This window comes from Serratia sp. 14-2641, from assembly GCF_001692375.1.
GTDB lineage: Bacteria > Pseudomonadota > Gammaproteobacteria > Enterobacterales > Enterobacteriaceae > Chania > Chania fonticola_C.
The window spans coordinates 126,463-142,099 of the sequence record NZ_LXKR01000018.1; the positions used below are offsets into that span (position 1 = coordinate 126,463).

Genomic DNA, 15,637 nt, shown 5'->3' on the forward strand with positions numbered 1-15,637 from the left:
CTTTTGTATCCGGGTTGGAGGGGAAATAAAACGTGCTACAGATCGACTCCCATACCTGACTACGGCTCTGTACAGGGAGAGGGTTGGGGTGAGGGGTCACAAATTAACTTACGGAGTTCATCCATGTTGGCATTACGACAGGTTCACCATATAGCGGTGATTGGTTCTGATTACGCCGCCAGTAAGCACTTTTACTGCGATATCTTGGGGTTCACCTTGCTAGCGGAATATTACCGTGAAGAACGTGACTCTTGGAAAGCCGATCTGGCGCTGAACGGTCAATACGTCATTGAACTGTTTTCCTTCCCATCTTCCCCAGCCAGGCCGAGCCGCCCGGAAGCTTGTGGCCTGCGTCACCTGGCATTCAGCGTAGAGGATATCGAGGCGTCGATCGCGCATTTACAGGCCGCTGGGGTCGTTTGCGAGCCGGTTCGGGTCGATCCCTATACCCAATCCCGTTTTACCTTTTTCAGCGATCCTGACGGATTACCGCTCGAATTATATGAACTATGAATGCTTAATCTGCTGAGAACGGCCCAAGTTATGGGTCGTTATGCTATCATCGCGCCCTTGCCCTCAGTGTCCACAGAGTTATTTCCGCCATGCAAGAGCCTGTTTTCCGCGTCGGGGAGTGGCTGATCACCCCGGCCGACAACCGCATAAGCCGTGATGGGCGTCAACGGACGCTGGAACCGCGCCTGATCGATATGTTGCAGTACTTCGCTCAGCACCCGGACGTGGTGCTCAGCCGCGACGAGTTGATTGATAACATCTGGAAGCGCAATATCGTCACCAACCATGTGGTGACCCAGTGCATTTCCGAACTGCGCAAATATCTGAAAGACGGCGATCCAGACAGCCCTGAATACATCATCACCGTCCCCAAGCGCGGTTATAAACTGACGGCACCGGTCATGTGGTGTGAAGAGGGGGAAGACGCGCCGCCGTTGATACCCCAGGTGGCCGTGGTAATGCATGAGCCGGAAGATGGCAGCGAGGAAGAGGCTCCCGCCTATGTCCCGCCGCGTCCGGCTACCAAGCCAAAGACCCTGTTACCCACTGCGGCAGGTCGTTTTTATCAACGCTCACCCTTTTGGGTCTGGCTGACTTTCCTGGCGGCGCTGTCTGCCTGCGTCGCCTTTGTCGGCATTGCGACCCTGTCTCAGCGCATACCTGTGTCCACCATGCCGGTGTTGCTCAACCCGCGTGATATCGATATTCGTATCCAGGGTGGTAACAGTTGCAGCAACTGGACGCCACAGCTCTCTTATGTGGTTGGCGTGAGTGAACTGGTCACCGACGCGCTGAATACCTATTCCACGTTCCTGGTGCACGATCAGACCAACTACAACTTTGCCGGGCCGAGCAGCTCCGGCAAGTCGCTGTATATCGAGTTCGTCAATCAACGCCATTACCGTGCCCAGCAATGCTTCCTGTCGGTGCGGCTGGTGGATAATGCCGACAGCTCGATCATGCTGGATAAGCGCTACTTTATTACCACCGATAATCAGCTAAAAATTCAGCAGGATTTCCTTACCAGCCTGTCGGCGGCGTTGAAACAGCCTTGGCCGCAGCAACTGGCACAGCGTTTGGCGCTGCTGCTGCCGCAAAATGGCCCGGCGCTGCAGCGTTTCTATCAGGCACATCAATTGCTGGTACAGGGAGATGCGGACTCACTGATCCGCGCCAGCAGCCAATTGGAGGCGATAATCAAAGCCTCGCCGGATTTTGAGTATGCCGTTGCCGAAAAAGCGCTGGTGGATTTGCTGCGTAATTCCTACCAACCTCTTGATGAGGCCGAACTGGCACAGCTACGAACGGAAATTACCCGCCTGGAGGCGTTGCCGATATTGGCTGATTCCCCCATCTTGCAGCAGATAGTGACCGTCGATGCGCTTTCCCAAGGGAAAACGGATGAGGCTTACCGCGCCATTAATAAAGCTATCGATCTACAGATGTCATGGTTGAACTATGTATTACTAGGCAAAGTCTATGAAATGCAGGGCCATAACCATCAGGCTGCGGATTCTTATATTACTGCCTTCAACCTTCGCCCTGGTGAAAATACGCTGCATTGGATCCGTAATGGTGTATTCCAGACCTCAGTCACCGCAGTTGTTCCTTATTTAGACAACTACGACACGCAAAAATAACTCCATTGCCAACCGTTGGCACAAATACAGCGACACTATAAGCCAAGGCAGGTGGGAGCCATACGGTTACGACCGTTGAGCGCAGGGATGCGCGATTCGAGCCACCAGGGATGGGTTTACGGCGTATCGGCGTTCTGCATGACTCCCATCGGCTTCCCTCTTGACTACCGCCACTTCGTGCCAATATCCTGTTGTTTATAAACAATGTTTATCTTTTCTTTAGCTCATGCTGCCACCTTGATATTTTCACCATAAACCTCAAGTTGTCATTTGTAGGATCATGAGCGTAATTTCACCTTATCTTTAGGACTTTATTTTGGCCTATCGTTAGCATCCTGATTATCAAGTCTGTTCATTAATCTCGCTTCTTAATGCTCAGCACTTATCAGCATCGATAATCAGGAGAAACTGACCATGGCTTCATCCAAGAAAATAGGGCTTATTGCCTGCACCGGCGTCGTCGCCGGTAATATGATGGGGAGCGGGATTGCCTTATTACCGGCAAACCTGGCAAGTCTGGGGTCTATCGCCATCTGGGGATGGGTGATTTCTATCGTCGGCGCGATGTCATTGGCTTATGTTTACGCCCGCCTGGCGACTAAAAACCCACAGCAAGGCGGGCCAATTGCCTATGCGGGGGAAATCTCTCCGGCGTTTGGTTTCCAGACTGGCGTGCTTTACTACCATGCCAACTGGATCGGTAACCTGGCAATCGGTATTACCGCCGTTTCTTATCTCTCGACTTTCTTCCCCGCGTTGAATAATCCGGTACCGGCCGGGATTGCCTGTATCGCCATCGTCTGGATATTCACCTTTGTCAATCTGCTGGGGGGCACCTGGGTCAGCCGCTTGACCACGCTGGGTCTGGTACTGGTCTTGATCCCGATAGTGATCACCGCCGTGGCCGGTTGGCACTGGTTTGATGTTGCAACCTATCAAGCCAACTGGAATACCTCGGGTACCACCGACAGCCATGCAGTGGTGAAAAGTATCCTGCTCTGCCTGTGGGCGTTTATCGGCGTTGAATCCGCTGCTGTCAGCACCGGGATGGTGAAAAACCCCAAACGTACCGTGCCGCTGGCGACCATGCTGGGTACCGGCCTGGCAGGGATTATCTATATTGCCGCCACTCAGGTAATGAGCGGGATGTTCCCTGCAGCGCAAATGGCTGCCAGCGGTGCTCCTTTCGCCATCAGTGCCTCCGCCATTATGGGCAACTGGGCAGCTCCGATGGTATCCGCTTTCACCGCCTTTGCCTGCCTGACCTCGTTGGGTTCCTGGATGATGCTGGTAGGTCAGGCCGGGGTGCGTGCGGCCAACGACGGCAACTTCCCGAAAGTGTATGGCGAACTGGATAAAAACGGCATTCCGAAGAAGGGCCTGCTGTTGGCAAGCTGCAAAATGACCGCGCTGATGGTGTTGATCACCGTGATGAACTCCAGCGGCGGCAAAGCTTCCGACCTGTTCGGCGAACTGACCGGGATTGCGGTGCTGCTGACCATGCTGCCTTACTTCTACTCCTGCGTTGACCTGATCCGCTTTGAAGGTGTCAACGTGCGTAACCTGCTGAGCCTGGTGGCGTCGGTACTGGGCTGTGGGTTCTGCTTTATCGCCCTGATGGGCGCCAACTCCTTCGAGCTGTCCGGCACCTTTATCGTCAGCCTGATCATCCTGATGTTCTATGCCCGCAAAATGAATACCCGCCAGGTTGCCAAAGCAGCCGCAGCGGTCAACGACAGCGCCACGGCCAAAGCGCATTGAGATTGCGTGCTCTGACCCACTGAATTTACCCAGCCCCTTTCTTTCCGACCTGTCAGCCGCGACGGGAAGGGGCCCGCTTTGCCTGGAGAAATGATTATGAACGTTATTGCCATCATGAATCACATGGGTGTCTACTTCAAAGAAGAGCCGATCCGCGAACTGCATCAGGCGCTGGAAAGCCTGGACTTCCGCATCGTCTACCCTAATGACCGTGAAGATTTATTAAAGCTGATCGAAAACAATGCCCGCCTGTGCGGCGTGATTTTTGACTGGGACAAATACAACCTTGAGCTGTGCGAAGAGATCAGCCAGCTCAATGAATACATGCCGCTGTATGCCTTCGCCAACACTTATTCGACGCTCGATGTCAGCCTTAACGATCTGCGTATGCAGGTGCGTTTCTTCGAATATGCGCTGGGCGCGGCAAAAGATATCGCCGCCAAGATCAAACAGAACACCGACGAGTATATCGATGCCATCCTGCCGCCGCTGACCAAGGCGCTGTTCAAATACGTGCGTGAAGGCAAATATACTTTCTGTACTCCAGGCCATATGGGCGGCACTGCTTTCCAGAAAAGCCCGGTAGGCAGCCTGTTTTATGATTTCTTCGGCCCGAATACCATGAAGTCTGACATCTCCATTTCGGTTTCCGAACTGGGTTCGCTGTTGGATCACTCCGGCCCGCACAAAGAGGCTGAAGAGTACATTTCCCGCGTGTTCAATGCCGAACGCAGCTACATGGTGACCAACGGCACCTCCACCGCCAACAAGATTGTCGGCATGTATGCCGCTCCGGCCGGCAGCACCGTGCTGATCGACCGTAACTGCCACAAATCATTGACCCATCTGATGATGATGAGTGACATCACGCCGATTTACTTCCGGCCAACCCGTAATGCCTACGGTATTCTCGGTGGCATCCCGCAGAGCGAATTCAGCCGTGCCACTATCGCCAAACGGGTGAAAGAAACGCCGAACGCCAGTTGGCCAGCGCACGCGGTGATCACCAACTCCACCTACGATGGCTTGCTGTACAACACCGATTTCATCAAACAGACTCTGGATGTTAAATCGATCCACTTCGATTCTGCCTGGGTGCCTTACACCAACTTCCATCCGATCTATAAAGGCAAATGCGGCATGAGCGGCGGCCGGGTTGAAGGCAAGGTGATCTATGAAACCCAGTCGACCCACAAACTGCTGGCGGCGTTCTCGCAGGCTTCGATGATCCACGTTAAGGGTGACATCAACGAAGAGACCTTTAACGAAGCCTATATGATGCACACCACCACCTCGCCGCATTATGGCATCGTGGCGTCCACCGAAACCGCCGCTGCGATGATGAAGGGCAACGCCGGTAAACGCATGATTAACGGTTCCATCGAGCGTGCCATCAAGTTCCGTAAGGAGATCAAACGGCTGAAAGTGGAGTCCGAAGGCTGGTTCTTTGACGTCTGGCAGCCGGAGCATATCGATGAGCCAGAATGCTGGCCGCTGCGTTCCGACAGCGCCTGGCACGGCTTCAAAAACATCGATAACGAACACATGTATCTCGACCCGATCAAAGTGACCATCCTCACTCCAGGGATGAGCAAAGAAGGTGAGATGCAGCCGTTCGGTATCCCAGCCAGCCTGGTAGCCAAGTACCTGGATGAACGCGGCATCATCGTGGAGAAAACCGGCCCGTACAACCTGCTGTTCCTGTTCAGCATTGGTATCGATAAAACCAAAGCGTTGAGCCTGCTGCGTGCGATGACCGATTTCAAACGCTCGTTCGATTTGAACCTGCGAGTGAAAAACATGCTGCCATCGCTGTATCAGGAAGCGCCTGAGTTCTATGAAAACATGCGCATCCAGGATCTGGCGCAGAACATCCATCGCCTGGTCGAGCATCACAACCTGCCGGACCTGATGTACCGTGCGTTTGAAGTGCTGCCAACCATGGTGATGAACCCTTACCACGCCTTCCAGAAAGAACTGCACGGCGAAGTGGAAGAAGTCTATCTGGAGGATATGGTCGGCAAGGTCAATGCCAATATGATCTTGCCATATCCTCCAGGCGTGCCGTTGGTGATGCCGGGTGAAATGCTGACCGAAGAAAGCCGCCCAGTGCTCGAGTTCCTGCAAATGCTGTGTGAAATCGGCGCGCATTATCCGGGCTTTGAGACCGATATTCACGGGGCTTACCGCCAGCCGGATGGCCGCTACACGGTGAAAGTGTTGAAAGCGGAATAATGGCATCACAGGGGAAAGCACAGACGCTTTCCCCTTGGTTATCCTGATGGGAGTACACCATGAAAACACCCTCACAGCCGCGCGCTATCTACTATGTCGTTGCGATCCAAATCTGGGAGTATTTTAGTTTTTACGGCATGCGCGCGTTACTGATCCTCTACCTGACCCACCAGCTAGGCTACTCCGATAGCCACGCCATCACCCTTTTCAGCGCTTATGCCTCTTTGGTTTATGTCACCCCCATTCTGGGCGGCCTGCTGGCCGATCGCCTGTTGGGCAACCGCGTCTCGGTGATTGCCGGGGCGGCCTTGATGACCTTGGGCCATATCGTATTGGGGCTGGGGGCGGTGTCGGCCAACTCCCTTTATCTGGCGCTGGGCATCATCATCTGCGGCTATGGCCTGTTTAAATCCAATATCAGTTGTCTGCTGGGAGAGCTGTACCAGGCGCAGGATCCACGGCGGGAAGGCGGGTTTTCTCTGCTGTATGCCGCGGGGAACGTTGGCTCGATCCTGGCTCCGATCGCCTGTGGGTTGGCTGCTGAACGCTATGGCTGGCACGTCGGCTTTGCGCTGGCGGGGATAGGGATGTTTGCCGGGCTGATGATTTTCCTGTCGGGGAACAAGCACTTTCGGCATACGCGCGGGGTGAATATCCCGCTGATACAGTCCACTACGCTATGTTTGCCGCATTGGTTCTGGCTGGTGGCTGGGGTACTGTGTGCTCCGCTGTTTTTCGCGCTGTTGTTCATTCACAACTGGGCCGGGTATCTGCTTGGCGTGGTGTGCGCCGCTGCAGTGGTGATCGTCATGCGTATCCTCTGGCGGGTGAGTGGTGAGCAACGGCGAGCGTTATGGCAAATCATCATCTTGATGCTGCTGGGGACGCTGTTTTGGGCCTTTGCCCAACAGGGCGGCAGTTCGATCAGCCTGTTTATCGATCACTTTGTTGACCGGCAATGGTTCTCTTGGTCGGTGCCTACGGCGCTGTTCCAGTCGATAAACGCCTTTGCTGTGATGCTCGGCGGCGTGCTGCTGGCCTGGCTGATGCGTAGCAGCCAGGGAAACGCTCAGACCGTGCGCATCTGGTGCAAGTTTGCCTTTGGCCTGCTGCTGATTGCCGTGGGCTTTATGCTGATGGCATTAAATGCGCGCTGGGGGCAATTGCATGGTCAGGCATCGATGGGGATGATGGTAGCCGGGCTGGCGGTGATGGGATTTGCCGAACTGTTTATCGATCCGGTGGCGATGGCCCAAATCACCCGCTTGGATATTCCTGGTGTCACCGGCGTGCTGACCGGTATTTATATGCTGGCGACGGGCTCGGTGGCTAATTATCTCGCGGGCCTGATTGCCAACCAGACCACTGAAAGCCAACTGGGTAATGCGATGATTGAAGCTTACGGCAAGGTTTTTACCCAGATTGGCTGGGGAGCCGCAGGCTGTGCGGCCTTGGTGCTGGCGGCTCTGGTGCTGTGGTGGGGAATGACCCGGCGCAATGATAGCGCGGTTAATGCTTGATTGATGGCGGTGGGCTGGTTAACGTGCAGTTATGTAGATGTCACTAAGCTCAATTGATGAAGACCCACCACCTCCTGACACAGATTGCCGACCATCTAGGGGCTGAGCGCCAACTGCTGCTGGCGTTCAGCGGCGGTCTGGATTCCAGCGTACTGCTGCACCTGCTGGTGCTGTTACGCCAGCAGCAACCGGACATTGCCCTGCGCGCGGTGCATGTACACCATGGCCTGAGCCGTTTTGCCGATAATTGGGTGGCACACTGCCAGCAGCAATGTGAACTTTGGCAGGTTCCGCTGGTAGTGCAACGTGTACTGCTTGAGGGACGGCCTGGCGGTATTGAGGCAGCGGCCCGTTCGGCCCGCTATGCTGCTTTCGCAGAAACGTTGGCCGTAGACGAGACTTTGCTGACGGCGCAGCATCTTGACGATCAATGTGAAACCTTCTTGCTGGCCTTAAAACGGGGCAGCGGTCCTGCGGGACTGTCTGCCATGGCCGCACAAACCCGTTTGGGTAACAATCCCTTATTGCGCCCGCTGTTGGGAATATCGCGCCAGCAGTTAGAAGCCTACGCACACCAGCATCAACTGCAGTGGATCGAGGATGACAGCAATCAGGATCCCCGCTTCGATCGCAACTTCTTGCGTCTGAACGTTTTGCCGATAGTGAATCAACGTTGGCCGCATTTTGCTGCCGCCACCGCACGCAGCGCTGAATTATGTGCCGAGCAGGAGCAACTGCTTGATGAGCTGCTGGCCGAGCAATTAACCCAACTGCTGGATGGCGAAAACTCGCTCGCTATCGCCGAATTGGCTACCAGCTCTGCTGCCAGGCGCTATGCTTTGCTACGGCGCTGGATTGGGCTGTTTGGCGTCACCATGCCAGCACGAGATGGTTTGCATCGGCTTTGGCAGGAAGTGGCATTAAGCCGGGAAGATGCCGAACCACAGCTGCAACTCGGGAACTACCAGGTCCGCCGTTTTCGCCAGCGCCTGTACCTGCTACCGCTGATGGCTGATCTGAGCGGCACACGATTGCCCTGGACTAATGAGGCTCCACTGGCGTTACCAGACGGACTGGGCACTCTGTACGTGGGCGAAGGTGAATGCCTGGTACGCGCCCCTTTAGAGCATGAGTCGGTCAGCGTGCGCTTTACCGCCAAGGGCAGGGCGCGGATTGTTGGCCGTGCCGGTTCACGTCCGATCAAAAAACTGTGGCAAGAGTTGGCTATTCCACCGTGGCAGCGTGAACGTATCCCGTTGCTCTATTATGATGAGCAGTTAATCGCTGCCGTGGGCGTATTTATTACTGAGGAAGGGCAAGCGTCTGCGGGGCAACCGGCCTGGCGGCTTGGCTGGAAAAAAAATAATAACAATCTGCTGTGAGGAGTGGGCAATGAAATTGGTGAGCGTAATGGTAGTGATGGCCAGCGTGCTGAGTTTTTCCGCCATGGCGGCGGGCGATGCGGCGGCAGGGAAGAATAAATCGGCCAGTTGCATGGCCTGCCACGGCGCGGAAGGCAAGGTTTCGGTACCTATGTACCCAAACCTGGCCGGGCAGAATCAAATGTACCTGGAGCACTCTTTGCAGGCTTACAAGAAAGGGGAGCGCTCTGGCGGGCAGGCGGAAGTGATGAAGGCCTATGTCTCGGGTCTGTCGGATGAGGATATTGCCGACCTGGCGGCCTATTACGCCAGCCTGAAGCCTTAAATGACGAGGGCAGCCCGTGGGCTGCCCTGTGGAGATGGCGTTACCGCAAAGTCAGTCTGACAGGCTGACAACCACGGTACCGATTTCCGGATGACTGAAACTGAGGATGTGATCCAGACGCAAGCTGAGAGCACTTCCGGCCTGATCGACAATCAGGTACTCAACGCCCTTGGTAAATTTCAACTCGGTGGCAATGCCTTCGAACTTCTCTCCGTCGCGTAACTCTAGCTTCAGAATGTAGTTATGCTGACAGGCGAGTTCCAGGCTTTCATAGTCATCGCAATTGATGGATTGGTACTCATCATTCATCAACATAATGTCTCCAATAATAAGTAATTGTAAAATCAACGACTTATGTTTTAACCCACTAACGGCCTACGAAAACAGTGTAGTCGTTACTCCTAGTTTTTAACTCTACACTAAATCTTGTAGTAGCGACAGGTGGATAGCTAGTGATGCCAGTAGGTACTTGATTGGATGAAAAACACTCAAAAAAGACTCTTTAAAGTGAAATAGATAGCAGTAGTTATGAAATAGATGCTTTTGTACTTAATCATGAGATTATTAATATTACTTAGAATGGAATAATGAAATTTAGACTTTATATAGTGAAAATAGTTTTTCATTTATGCTGACGGGAAAATTGTCAATTTGGTATGGTATATATCGGGCCAACCACCAGCATACGATGCGTATTTTATTTCACACTCCCCGATTTCCAAACTACTTAAAAATAGATGAAACGATCACAAAAAATGTGCTATAAATATGAATATCCAAAGTGGTTCCTATCTTACACCTCAAACCTCGTAGAATGCCTGCTATGAGGTTTGAGTCTTATAAGTCACGTACCGCATCAAGTTTTAGAAAAAGCAGTGCAAAATCGTTTACAGAGCTTTTTGGAGGCTATACCCTCTTACTTCGTCTGATGGGGCATACAAGACTACAAAAAATTTTACTGGAATTAAAAATTAATGAATATAATGTAGAGATTTTCCAGTGTGTTTAATCAAGGCAGTTCTTAAAATTAATTTTCAATATCCATGCTAAATATATTTTAGCACTCGGCATGTTTATGTGCGATTTATGTAAAATAGATGAAACGAAGTAAAAAAATGTGCTATAATATAGATAGTTAAAGTATTTCACTCTAAAATAAAAGTCTGTTTGATTGAGTTATTAGCTCAAATAAAATAAAGCCTGATCCTATCGAAAATGTAGATGGCAGATGAGAAGTTCAAACAGTTCGAAGTGCAAAAGAGACCCGTAGAAAAAACGTAAGTGAAACCAATCAAAAACGGTTATAAAAGCTATATGCAGTCACACGAATCACGGCAATGCGGCACTATAAAGAGTACACTAAGCATTTAAAGTACTCCATGATAGACATATAAGGATCGCATCCTTACCAACTTGCTAAGGGAGTTTTTCTGAATGGAAAAATTGCGATGGATTTTATACAATATAGATCCGTCCAAATTTCAGAGAAACAAGTACTAAATTTGATTGTATAGATTTAGTACTATGTGGGGTAAGCCCCCGACCGTTGCATATGACTGCGATATGAGAGAAACAGAGCAACCCGCTTTCGCACTCCAAAAATTAGACAATATAGATCCGTCTAAAATTTGAGTAATTCGCAATACAATTAAATCCGACGACTATCAGCGTCAGAATAAAATCAAGTACCTTAATTGGTACTTTTTTTCCATCATTCCCCCTGCGGGGGGGATGATATCTCCTCAACAAATCTCGTCAGTATGAATCGTGTTAAACGTTTTAATTGTTTCGAGTTAAGTAACTAAAAGTAGGAGCTTCCTCGCAAGCGAACTACTTTTAGCTACTTAATGAGAGTGCTCACGTAGTGAGTACTTGACAGCTAAAAATATTATTAATTAATTTCTTATATAAAACCTAGCTAAGATAACAGACCTTTAGTCAGTGAAATAATTATAATCCAGATCTGTTATTTTCTAACTGAAAAGTACAAGGGATTACTTATGTAAGTAAAAAATGAAGTTCTTTTTATATTAAGTAGAATTAATTCGTAGTAGTTAAAATTCGAGGTATATCAATGCTTGTATAACCGCGTAAGCTGAATGGCTTTATATCCTTGTCTTTTTCAATACTGGCAAATCATGGAATGTTAGCATGCTCGTAGTTAGTTTATGCAGGGAAGAGCTACTGTATGGTATTGATTTGTAAAGCTGCAACTGAGATATACCAGTACCGGTCAATACCTACAATCTTAGATCGATTAACAGCACTAAAATAATTGATTATGTATTGCTTTTTAGATACTATCATTATGATTTAGGGTTTAATATATTCAAGAGTAATGAGTGGCTGCAGTTATCATTCACGGGAGTGATAACTTCATGTAGATACTTGACTGATTAAATTAAAAGGAATTTGATATGGCGAATGATATTTTTCTAACCTTGAAAGGTGCAAAGCAAGGGTTAATTACTGCGGGATGCTCCACTAAAGATTCAATCGGCAACTTATACCAGTCTGGGCATACAGATCAAAGTTATCTTTATCAACTAAGCCATTCAATCAGTAGAGAACAGCACGTTAATCATCACCCATTCGTTATAGTTAAACCAATAGATAAGTCTTCGCCTTTAATTGGAATTGCAATATCTAACAATGAACGCTTGGATGCACTTATCGATATATATAGAACCAACCAGAATGGCGGTCGTGAATTATTCTACTCCATCAAACTGACTAACGTTACGATTATGGACGTCAACATTTTTTACCCTAATTCATCAACCCATAATGAATCACAACCGCAAGAGAGTATATCATTGAAGTACGAGAGTATTTCTTGGCAGCATCACATTGCTGGAACCAGTGGCTATAGTATTTGGGACGATAGGGTTTACTAATGGAAAAAATAAAAAGTGTAACCAGACTCCTTTTGGAGTCTGGTTTTACAAGAAAAGAAATAAAAGAACTACAGAAAAAATCCAAATTTTTTGGAATAGACTTGGCATTCGGTGTTAAAGATGTTGGTAAGAGAATGCTAAAGACTACTATAGTAATTTTTAGTTTATTTTTAGCATTCACATCTGTAATTTATATAAAACAGACATTAAAAACTGTAATTGTATTTTCTGCATTCCTTGCTATTTTATTACTGTTATCCTGCTTTCTAACTAACATTCCTCGATATGCAAAATCGATAATTTTTTATTTTAAAAGCAATAAATGACGTCCTATAAATTATCCCATATTCCACTGACGGTAACCATATCACCAGCGATTTCTAATCCCAATGAGAGTTTACCCATTGTTTTTATAGTCATTAATAGATCATCATCAATTACATCATAAAGTTTTAATGTATCTGGGCCATTTTCATAGTTCATTAGGCTCCTGTAATCAGATACTACTTTTTTGGTAAAGAATAAGCCATGAACTGATAATGCCAAATCAACACCACCATAAACAATATCTGCTATCTTATTATCACATCCGGATTTCTTAGCAACAATTCTATATAGATCCCTTACAGGGCCAATGTCATCCTCCCCATTTATTAGAAAATAACCATTCTCATATATATTGTTAAACCCATGAGATACTAATAAGAAACCAGCTATATTACTGCCTCTTGAGCTAAGAATAGATGCAGCACCAGCCACTACTTGTGAAACACCAGCAATAAGTCCAATCCCTTTTACTACATAGATCAATATGCCGTTATCATTGGTTATTTCAATGTAGATTGCTTTTTTAACACGGTTTAACTGTAATGATTCGTATTGTTGCTGTAACGAGTTTTTTTCGGCTCTTAAACATACATATGCGTTCCGTTGTCCTTCTTGAGTCGTTGCTGCACGGCAAGTTGAAATATGGCGATTTATCAGGTCATCAATTTTTTTTTGAAAAGAAAATCTTGATTGTGCATTTTTGACGTAGAAAGCAGATGCTCGGTTAGCCAAGCGACCTAACTCATAAGATTCAGCAAGAGCCATCTCAAGGTAGTAGTTTTTTACTTGTTCACGAAAACCAAAATAATTATCCATATAAAATAAATCCCTTTGAAATAAAAAGCGTGATCATTATATCGTGCTTACTTTAATTCATCTGTTGATGATATCAATCTACAAGAAAGTGATCAAATGCTACTACCTTGACAGTAGATAAATGGATCTTTTGGGTACCCGCAAACGCACATTCAACTGTGCATTACCCACATGGTGCGTGAGAGTCTGAAGTACGTGTCGTGGAAAGACTACAAAGCGGTCACCAGCTGGTTGAAAACGGTGTACCAGACCCCGGCCCTGATGGTGTTAGATAAGTTCTCAGGTGTCTGGGATGAGAAATACTCACAAATCAGCAAAAGCTGGCATACCCATAGGGAAAATCTCAACCGAGGCAGAATCGAAAAAATGGAGTATGCCGATTCAGAACTGGCGGTTGGCGATGTGCCGCTTTATTATCGAGTTCGGTGACCGTCTAAACGATCACCTTTAATACGCTGGTAGTTACACAGAATTATGGACAGGCTCATTTCTACAATTCATAGGAAGCTATTTTCAATAAATTTAGCGTGATGGTTATCTTATTGATATAGATAGGGATATTTTATTTTCACATAGGCCACTACAACCATCAAGTTTGTCTAATGATTTTTGTTGTAATGTCCCCACTAATTGATTAAAATAATTATGATAAATTAATTGTAACGATAAACATGAAGATAAGTTTTAAGAAGGCAGTGTACAGCTTATAAATTATAATTATTTGAAATGAAATAATAAAATTTTTATTAATTATTAATTGAGGTGCATAACGTGAACATAATAACTTCCGTGCTAATTAGAGGTCTCTGGGGTAACCATGAGGTAAATCTAATATGCAATGATAAAACAAACTTTATAATTGGGGTGAATGGTACAGGTAAGACAACATTAATAAATTTGTTAGCTGCAACGCTCACTCTTGACTTGGAGAAATTATTACGAATCGAGTTTGATAGTATTGAAGTGAAATTGAAAGAGGTTGGAGGAAGTCGTCGTCCCAGCATAAAAGTCACCAAAGATGTATCTTTAAGTGATGAGGCTATAGTTTATGAAGTAAAAAAGACAGCAAGGGATGAAGCATTAAAATTCCCTCTTGATGTTAGATTTGACAGATATTATGCAGATCTAAAAGATGGCAGTAGAGTTTATAGAAGGAAAGTATATCAGAATGATATCCATAATCATGCTCATGGTATAAATGAACTTAGTTTAATGCTTAAGGAATTAATAAAAATATCATGGCTCTCAGTCAATCGAGCAGATAATATATTTAATCGAGATGGCGAAAAAAGGGTCTTATCTACTATTGATCATAAAATAACGGATTTAAATAATGAGTTGGTTAGGTATTTTTCTGTTTTATCTCAACAGTTTTCAGAGCATGCTCTTGAGTTTCAGCAGAAAAGTTTTTTAGCAGTAATTAATAATGAGGGAGCAAAGCCTATTTTCAATTTCTCACAGTCTATCGATATTGAGAAAGAAAGACGTACACTGATTGAAGTTTTTGACGTGCTCGGTGTTGAAAACAAATACTATGCGAAAAAATTGAATGAACACTTCTCCAAACTTGAAAAAATAAAAACAAAAGATAACAAAACAGGAGTAAGTGTTGATGATTTCTCTGTCATATATAACTCATGGCGAGCACATACGTTAGTTGCTGACTATGAAATTTTGCAAACAAAGAAAACAGATATATTTAAACCACGAGATAACTTCATTACTTTACTAAACTCTATGTTTGGTGGTAGAAAGAAATTTTCAGTATCAGATAAAAATGAGTTAGTTGTTGTTACTAAGGATAAAAGAGCGATAGGCCTTGAAGAACTGTCCTCTGGTGAAAAGCAGTTGCTAATAATATTGGGAGAGGCTTTATTACAGAACTCCCAGTCTGTTATCTATATAGCAGACGAACCAGAGCTTTCGCTTCATGTTATCTGGCAAGAACAGCTTACCGGGGCTATTTCAAGGCTTAACCCAAATGCACAGATAATTTTTGCAACCCACTCCCCAGATATTGTTGGTAAAAACCAAGATAATATCATTGATATGGAGTTGTTATTATTATGACTTTCACGAGAACTAAAAGTGGGTTACAAAACTATATAAAGTTTTATAATGCAGACGCAATTATTTATATTGAAGGACGAGTTGCGAATATCCGTAGTGACGAGGTCATAGAAGATTATAAATCCTATGACACTGTCTCTTATACACATCT

Annotated in this window: 12 protein-coding genes and 1 pseudogene; 11 read left to right on the forward strand and 2 right to left on the reverse strand. The window is 47.0% G+C overall.

The genetic code is table 11. From position 1 onward, the window contains the following. Window positions 1-123: 123 nt before the first annotated feature. From A6U95_RS08660 to A6U95_RS08690, 7 genes are all read left to right on the forward strand, one after another. Entirely contained in the window at window positions 124-513 is a 390-nt protein-coding gene (locus tag A6U95_RS08660) for a VOC family protein (protein WP_065684174.1), read from the forward strand. An 89-nt stretch (window positions 514-602) separates the two neighbouring features. Next, a complete protein-coding gene (cadC, locus tag A6U95_RS08665) occupies window positions 603-2,153 on the forward strand; it encodes a lysine decarboxylation/transport transcriptional activator CadC (RefSeq protein ID WP_065684175.1) in 1,551 nt (516 codons plus the stop codon). A gap of 414 nt (window positions 2,154-2,567) precedes the next feature. Next, window positions 2,568-3,914 (forward strand): cadaverine/lysine antiporter, encoded by a 1,347-nt coding sequence (gene cadB / locus A6U95_RS08670; RefSeq protein WP_024485571.1) that lies wholly within the window; start codon window positions 2,568-2,570, stop codon window positions 3,912-3,914. Window positions 3,915-4,010: 96 nt separating this feature from the next. Next, on the forward strand, window positions 4,011-6,149 hold the full coding sequence (cadA, locus tag A6U95_RS08675; RefSeq protein ID WP_021806099.1) for a lysine decarboxylase CadA: 2,139 nt from the start codon (window positions 4,011-4,013) through the stop codon (window positions 6,147-6,149). A gap of 59 nt (window positions 6,150-6,208) precedes the next feature. Further along, window positions 6,209-7,669: a dipeptide permease DtpD gene (gene dtpD / locus A6U95_RS08680; RefSeq protein ID WP_065684176.1), complete on the forward strand. Its 1,461-nt coding sequence runs from the start codon at window positions 6,209-6,211 to the stop codon at window positions 7,667-7,669. Window positions 7,670-7,725: 56 nt separating this feature from the next. Beyond that, on the forward strand, window positions 7,726-9,051 hold the full coding sequence (gene tilS / locus A6U95_RS08685; protein WP_065684177.1) for a tRNA lysidine(34) synthetase TilS: 1,326 nt from the start codon (window positions 7,726-7,728) through the stop codon (window positions 9,049-9,051). Window positions 9,052-9,061: 10 nt separating this feature from the next. Beyond that, window positions 9,062-9,376: a cytochrome c gene (locus A6U95_RS08690; protein ID WP_021179932.1), complete on the forward strand. Its 315-nt coding sequence runs from the start codon at window positions 9,062-9,064 to the stop codon at window positions 9,374-9,376. A 51-nt stretch (window positions 9,377-9,427) separates the two neighbouring features. Here the strand turns inward: A6U95_RS08690 and rof are convergent, their stop codons facing one another. Then, on the reverse strand, window positions 9,428-9,685 hold the full coding sequence (rof, locus tag A6U95_RS08695; RefSeq protein ID WP_223499701.1) for a Rho-binding antiterminator: 258 nt from the start codon (window positions 9,683-9,685) through the stop codon (window positions 9,428-9,430). Between the two features lie 2,108 nt (window positions 9,686-11,793). Between rof and A6U95_RS08700 the strand changes: the two genes are divergently transcribed. Both A6U95_RS08700 and A6U95_RS08705 read left to right on the forward strand, forming a co-directional pair. Next, a complete protein-coding gene (locus A6U95_RS08700; protein ID WP_065684178.1) occupies window positions 11,794-12,273 on the forward strand; it encodes an Hcp family type VI secretion system effector in 480 nt (159 codons plus the stop codon). Continuing rightward, the gene (locus A6U95_RS08705; RefSeq protein WP_065684179.1) at window positions 12,273-12,599 is read left to right on the forward strand and encodes a hypothetical protein; all 327 of its coding nucleotides are present in this window, start codon (window positions 12,273-12,275) and stop codon (window positions 12,597-12,599) included. Before A6U95_RS08700 ends, A6U95_RS08705 begins: the two co-directional genes overlap by 1 nt. A 4-nt stretch (window positions 12,600-12,603) precedes the next feature. On the opposite strand, the gene A6U95_RS08710 is transcribed toward A6U95_RS08705, so the two are convergent. Continuing rightward, window positions 12,604-13,416, reverse strand: coding sequence for a DUF4225 domain-containing protein (locus A6U95_RS08710; RefSeq protein ID WP_065684180.1), 813 nt, complete (start codon window positions 13,414-13,416; stop codon window positions 12,604-12,606). Window positions 13,417-13,551: 135 nt separating this feature from the next. Here A6U95_RS08710 and A6U95_RS08715 point away from each other — a divergent pair. Next, window positions 13,552-13,867: pseudogene (locus tag A6U95_RS08715) on the forward strand (transposase); the annotation flags it as partial. 320 nt (window positions 13,868-14,187) lie between these two features. Further along, window positions 14,188-15,486, forward strand: a complete 1,299-nt coding sequence (locus A6U95_RS08720; protein ID WP_065684182.1) for an AAA family ATPase — start codon at window positions 14,188-14,190, stop codon at window positions 15,484-15,486. The last annotated feature ends 151 nt before the right edge of the window (window positions 15,487-15,637 follow it).

Excerpts from the sequence above, each read along its gene's own strand:
- A6U95_RS08660 (WP_065684174.1), top strand. The coding sequence starts at position 124 with ATGTTGGCATTACGACAGGTTCACCATATAGCGGTGATTGGTTCTGAT.
- cadC (WP_065684175.1), top strand. The coding sequence starts at position 603 with ATGCAAGAGCCTGTTTTCCGCGTCGGGGAGTGGCTGATCACCCCGGCC.
- cadB (WP_024485571.1), top strand. The coding sequence starts at position 2,568 with ATGGCTTCATCCAAGAAAATAGGGCTTATTGCCTGCACCGGCGTCGTC.
- cadA (WP_021806099.1), top strand. The coding sequence starts at position 4,011 with ATGAACGTTATTGCCATCATGAATCACATGGGTGTCTACTTCAAAGAA.
- dtpD (WP_065684176.1), top strand. The coding sequence starts at position 6,209 with ATGAAAACACCCTCACAGCCGCGCGCTATCTACTATGTCGTTGCGATC.
- tilS (WP_065684177.1), top strand. The coding sequence starts at position 7,726 with ATGAAGACCCACCACCTCCTGACACAGATTGCCGACCATCTAGGGGCT.
- A6U95_RS08690 (WP_021179932.1), top strand. The coding sequence starts at position 9,062 with ATGAAATTGGTGAGCGTAATGGTAGTGATGGCCAGCGTGCTGAGTTTT.
- rof (WP_223499701.1), bottom strand. The coding sequence starts at position 9,685 with ATGAATGATGAGTACCAATCCATCAATTGCGATGACTATGAAAGCCTG.
- A6U95_RS08700 (WP_065684178.1), top strand. The coding sequence starts at position 11,794 with ATGGCGAATGATATTTTTCTAACCTTGAAAGGTGCAAAGCAAGGGTTA.
- A6U95_RS08705 (WP_065684179.1), top strand. The coding sequence starts at position 12,273 with ATGGAAAAAATAAAAAGTGTAACCAGACTCCTTTTGGAGTCTGGTTTT.
- A6U95_RS08710 (WP_065684180.1), bottom strand. The coding sequence starts at position 13,416 with ATGGATAATTATTTTGGTTTTCGTGAACAAGTAAAAAACTACTACCTT.